Annotated in this window: 2 protein-coding genes; one reads left to right on the top strand and one right to left on the bottom strand. The window is 45.9% G+C overall.

Translation table 11 applies throughout. The features are described from left to right. Positions 1–2,869, top strand: a 2,869-nt coding sequence (locus tag BW928_RS11745; protein ID WP_159434539.1) for a hypothetical protein, incomplete at its 5' end; no start/stop codon positions are given. Positions 2,870–3,258: 389 nt separating this feature from the next. Here BW928_RS11745 and BW928_RS11740 read toward each other — a convergent pair. After that, positions 3,259–4,840 (bottom strand): autotransporter outer membrane beta-barrel domain-containing protein (locus BW928_RS11740; protein WP_159434538.1); only part of this gene is annotated, 1,582 nt, incomplete at its 5' end.

The following is a 4,840-nucleotide window of genomic DNA, read 5'->3' as shown; positions in this document are numbered from 1 at the left end:
AGCTGGCGTGAAAGAATTCACCATCAGCATGAAGACTGTGGAAGACAGCACCACTGAAGGCGATGAAACCGTTCAATTCACCATCGGTGGCGTAACTGGTAACGAAGCGACTATTAAAGACACTTCAACTACGCCACCAGCTGAAAAACCAACCGTTACACCATCAACCACTGATGGTTCAGTAAGCGTTGTTCCAGGTCCAAACAACACTTCAACGACCGCTACATTTATCGGTGAAGATGGAGCAGTAAAAACAGTAACTGTTACCAAACAACCTGATGGTACTTGGAAGTTGGATGACCCTGATAACACAGGTGCGACTATTACTGACCCAACCACTGGTGAGGTAAAAATCCCACAAGACAGCATATTGGACAATACTCCGGTAACTGTTGTAGGTAAAGAAACAGGTAAAACTGACTCTGCCCCAGTAGACGGCACTGCCGGTGAAGACAGCAAAGATGCTGAAGTAGACAACTCAAACAACGATGGCGTAGTTACTACTTCTGTAAACGAAGGTGAAGTACAAGTTACTACCGTTAAGCTGACCAACAACAACGGTGCTGAGCTAACGCTTGATGATGTAGTAGGTTCAGCCAATGCTGACGACTTCGAAACGCTTGAGTTCTCAAACAATGTAACTGTTGATAGCAACGGCAAAATCATTGTTCCAGCTGGCGTGAAAGAATTCACCATCAGCATGAAGACTGTGGAAGACAGCACCACTGAAGGCGATGAAACCGTTCAATTCACCATCGGTGGCGTAACTGGTAATGAAGCGACTATTAAAGATACTTCAACCACGCCAGTTCCACCAACCACCATCAAGTCGCTTGATATGGCTGACAACTTGACAGACGAAAACAAAGTGCTGATCAATGGTCAGGAAATGGCACCAGAAACCGTTTACCCGAATAGCAACGCAACCTACGGCGTAGGTCAAGTGGCAAGTGGTAATGGCGACACGGCGTTAAGCCTTGCGACAGGTTTGACCAACGACCGCAATGTAAACCTTCTTATCAACCTAGAAGGACCATTGGGCGATGGTCAAACGCTAGAAGTGGTTCGCTATACCATCGTGAATGGCAACCGCACAAATGCGGAAAATGTGACCGCTAACATTGCGAAAGTCGATGACAAAACTTACCAAGTTGCCGCTAATAACTTGCCACAAACCTACGGCACTGACTATCAATACGAAGTGGTGCTAAAAACCAATGGCGTGGAAGCAGGCAAACAAACCTACGACTTCCGCTTGGATTCTGAGGTAGAAGGCTTAGATGTAACCAAAGCCAATATCGAAAACGGCAACCTACAGCTTGAGCTAACCGCCGCAAACGGTAACTCAGAAAAAGGTGCCTTTGTTTACGCTCAGTGGAACTCTGGTGGCACTGTACAAAGCGTGCAGTTTGTTGGCACTAACGGCGTATATACCGCAAACCTACAAGGCTTCAACTACAAAGATCCTGCAGGTTTGACCCTAACCATCGTCGATGCCGCAGGTAATGTCAGCTCACAAAAAGTGAACTTAATCCGTAACTTGTTCAGTGAGTACAACGAGAACTTAGGTCCAGACACTACTGGAAGGGGTATTGTGGGTAACGATGGCGGTTATGATGATGCGAACCGCCTCAGTGGTCGTCAGCAAGTTACTGGAGCTCCGAATGGCGTGCTAACCACAGCAGGTAACGACACCCTTATCATCGGTATGGATCAATTCGGTGCTCTAGGTGCACTGAACGGCTCATTATCTGACGAAGGCGGTGTGGTAAATTCTCGTCTGGCTAATATCAACACAGGTGCAGGTGATGACTATATCCTTGTGCGTGGTATTATGCAGGCATTTGCAAAAGATGCGACCATCCAGATGGGCGATGGCAACGATAAGTTCCAAGTGAACGATGCCATTGTTGGTTATGTGGCAAATCCGAAATTCCAAATTGATATGGGTGAAGGTAACAACATCATCAATATCAAGAAATATATCGGCGCAGTCGTACAATCAACCATAACATTCGGCAGCGGCAACGATATGTTCCTGATGGGTGAAAACTGGGATGGTCTGAAAAATATAAACTTCGGTGCGGGTGATGACATCTTAAATATCGGTGGCTACATCAACAACATTGGTAATGCAGGAGCCTCGGAGATTAACTTCGGTGAAGGCAACGACCAAATGATCGTCGGCACCAATATCGATGACCTCAACCTTATCCTAAACTTCGGTGATGGCAACAACTACCTACAAGTGAACGAATCGTTCGTTACAGGTAAAGCTAACTTCGGTGGCGGTGATGATGTTGTGGTACTAAACAACTTCTCTCGTGGCGGTAACTTAGGCTCGAACACCGATAACCTACAGTTAAATATGGGTGCAGGTAACGACCAAGTAACCATCAATGGCAGAGCGTACCGTGGCTTAGTAGATATGGGCGACGGCGACGATACCTTGACCGTGAATGAGACTTACCTAGACTCAAACACCAACCAACTTCGCCTCGAAGGTGGTGCAGGTAACGACACTATCGTCCTAAACGGTAGCACAGATGACCACAGTATGCGTTGGATTAAAAACTTCGAAACTGTGGATATGAAGAGCTCATCAGCTGCTCAAACCTTGCGTGTAACGCTAAATTACCTTGAGCAAGATGACGATGTCCAAGCGTTGTACATCAAAGGTGGCTCGGAAGATAAAGTGAAACTGGGTAACAAAGGCAACCTTGAAGATGACTCAAAAGGTGGTGCAGCCGTTACTTGGACGAAGATGGATGCAATGCAGCAAACCGTGGACGGCGTTACTTATGATGCCTACACCGTTAGCAGCAGCACCGAATGGGTTTACATCCAACAAGGTGTGCAGGTGATTTAATCTTATTGATTAAAACTGCATTCCAACCAAACACCTCCGAAGTTCGGGGGTGTTTTTTTATCCAAAAAAACAGATCGCCATGGCTTGAGAGATGTTTGATTGGGCTTTTGTGTGGCAGGACAATCTGTCCAAATAAATGACAATTGCCTGCATATTCCAAACATTTGCCTTGGCTGTGGTAAAATACAGCGTATCAAATGGGCATTTCTCAATAATCTTTTGGCTGTCTTGTTGTTGATTTACCTTATCGAACCAAAATAAATTTCAAGCCAAATCGGTAATTTTATGATTAATAGCAATTTTTAATTTCAGCCTTGTTATTGATGGCTCTAGGGATAAAAAAACACCCCCACATTGCTGTGGGGGTGTTGGTTATTTAATCAATGAGATTAAAGAATTGTGATGACATCTTGGATATATACCATTTGACCACTATCTGCCAAATACGCATTGTATCCTTCTGGTGCATCGGCTTGTTTGGTAAAGCCTGGGGTTGTGCCATTACCATTGTCTGTACCTAAGTTCACTTTTGCCGCACCTGCACCTGTTGTTTCGATAAACAAGCCGGTGTAGCTGACGCCGTTAATCACTTTGGTGCCGTTACCGTTGTTGGCAATGTCCTGCACGCTTAGGTCGATGCTTGTGCCATTTTTAAACAAGATGCGTTCAAATCCTGTGATATTGAAATTGTTATCATTGAATTGAACCTTGCCACTATTGTATTGGCTTGTTGCACCTTCAATTTCTAAGGTGTCAAAGCCTTCGCCACCTTTGAGATTAACAGGACCTGCACCGTTTTTGCGACCCACCAGTACAAAGGTGTCATCACCACGCCCCATATCAATGGTTACAGGCGAAGCACCAGTTGATGAGAACAACGCTTGATTTGTACTAAAGCCCGTTTTGATCAAGTCATTGCCATCGCCCATATTGATGTTGATATCACCCGTACCACTTGCTGAGATATAGGCACTCAAGTAAATTGAGTCATTACCTGCACCCATATTGATGGTGGTGTTACCGATACCAATCGACTGAATGGTTTTGGCAATGATGGTGTCATCGCCGCCACGGGTGTCGATATTGACAGGTGTACCAGCACGGGCAACAATATCACCATCGCTCGGAGCATTGCCTTGCACCCCAACAAGAATAATATCGTTAGAGTCGCCCACATTGTTAGTAATGTGAGTTACACGAGTTTTCTCATTTGGTGCATTTTCAGAATATACTCTCGGCATATTGATAAATTTGTATACCGATGAAGTGCTGCTGCCTGCGGTGTTACCTGCGATATCAGTTAGGTTGTAGCCGATATTGACATTTTGGCTGGTTGCATTACCACCTGTACCAAAAATGCTTGTTGGTCCGCTGATTTGTAAGCCACTGATTAGCACCACGCCATCGTTACCCACTGGGCGGTTTTGACCATTGACGCTGGCGACTGCACCAGGTTCTAAATCAGTAACCAGCAATGTGGCGGTTTGACCCTCGATTTTCGCAGTTACACGACCTGCGGTGGTCACTTTGTCATAAGTCGCCGTCAGTTCGTTTGACTTGGTGTCTGGTGTGTCTTTGAGACGCACTTGTAGCTTATGGCTTACTCCACGAAGCTCGTTGTTGTTTGGCATCGTGAATGAGTTTTCACCCGTGCTACTTGTAGTGCCATCTGTCCAAGTTTTACCACCATCGGTGGTGTATTGCCACGCTTGACCTGCTGGGACGCCAGTTACATTGACTTGACCGTTTTTGGAGATGTTGTCGCTGTTCGTACCACGAGTGCCAGCACCAAAGGTGTCATCTGCTAAGGCGATGGTGAGGTTCACAGGCTCAACAGGGGCGGTTGAAGTATCTTTAATAGTCGCTTCGTTACCAGTTACGCCACCGATGGTGAATTGAACGGTTTCATCGCCTTCAGTGGTGCTGTCTTCCACAGTCTTCATGCTGATGGTGAATTCTTTCACGCCAGCT

This window comes from Moraxella cuniculi DSM 21768 (genome assembly GCF_900156515.1).
In the GTDB taxonomy this organism is placed as follows: domain Bacteria; phylum Pseudomonadota; class Gammaproteobacteria; order Pseudomonadales; family Moraxellaceae; genus Moraxella; species Moraxella cuniculi.
The sequence above is the reverse complement of the archived record's forward strand: the minus strand, read 5'-3'. Positions and strand labels throughout refer to the sequence as shown.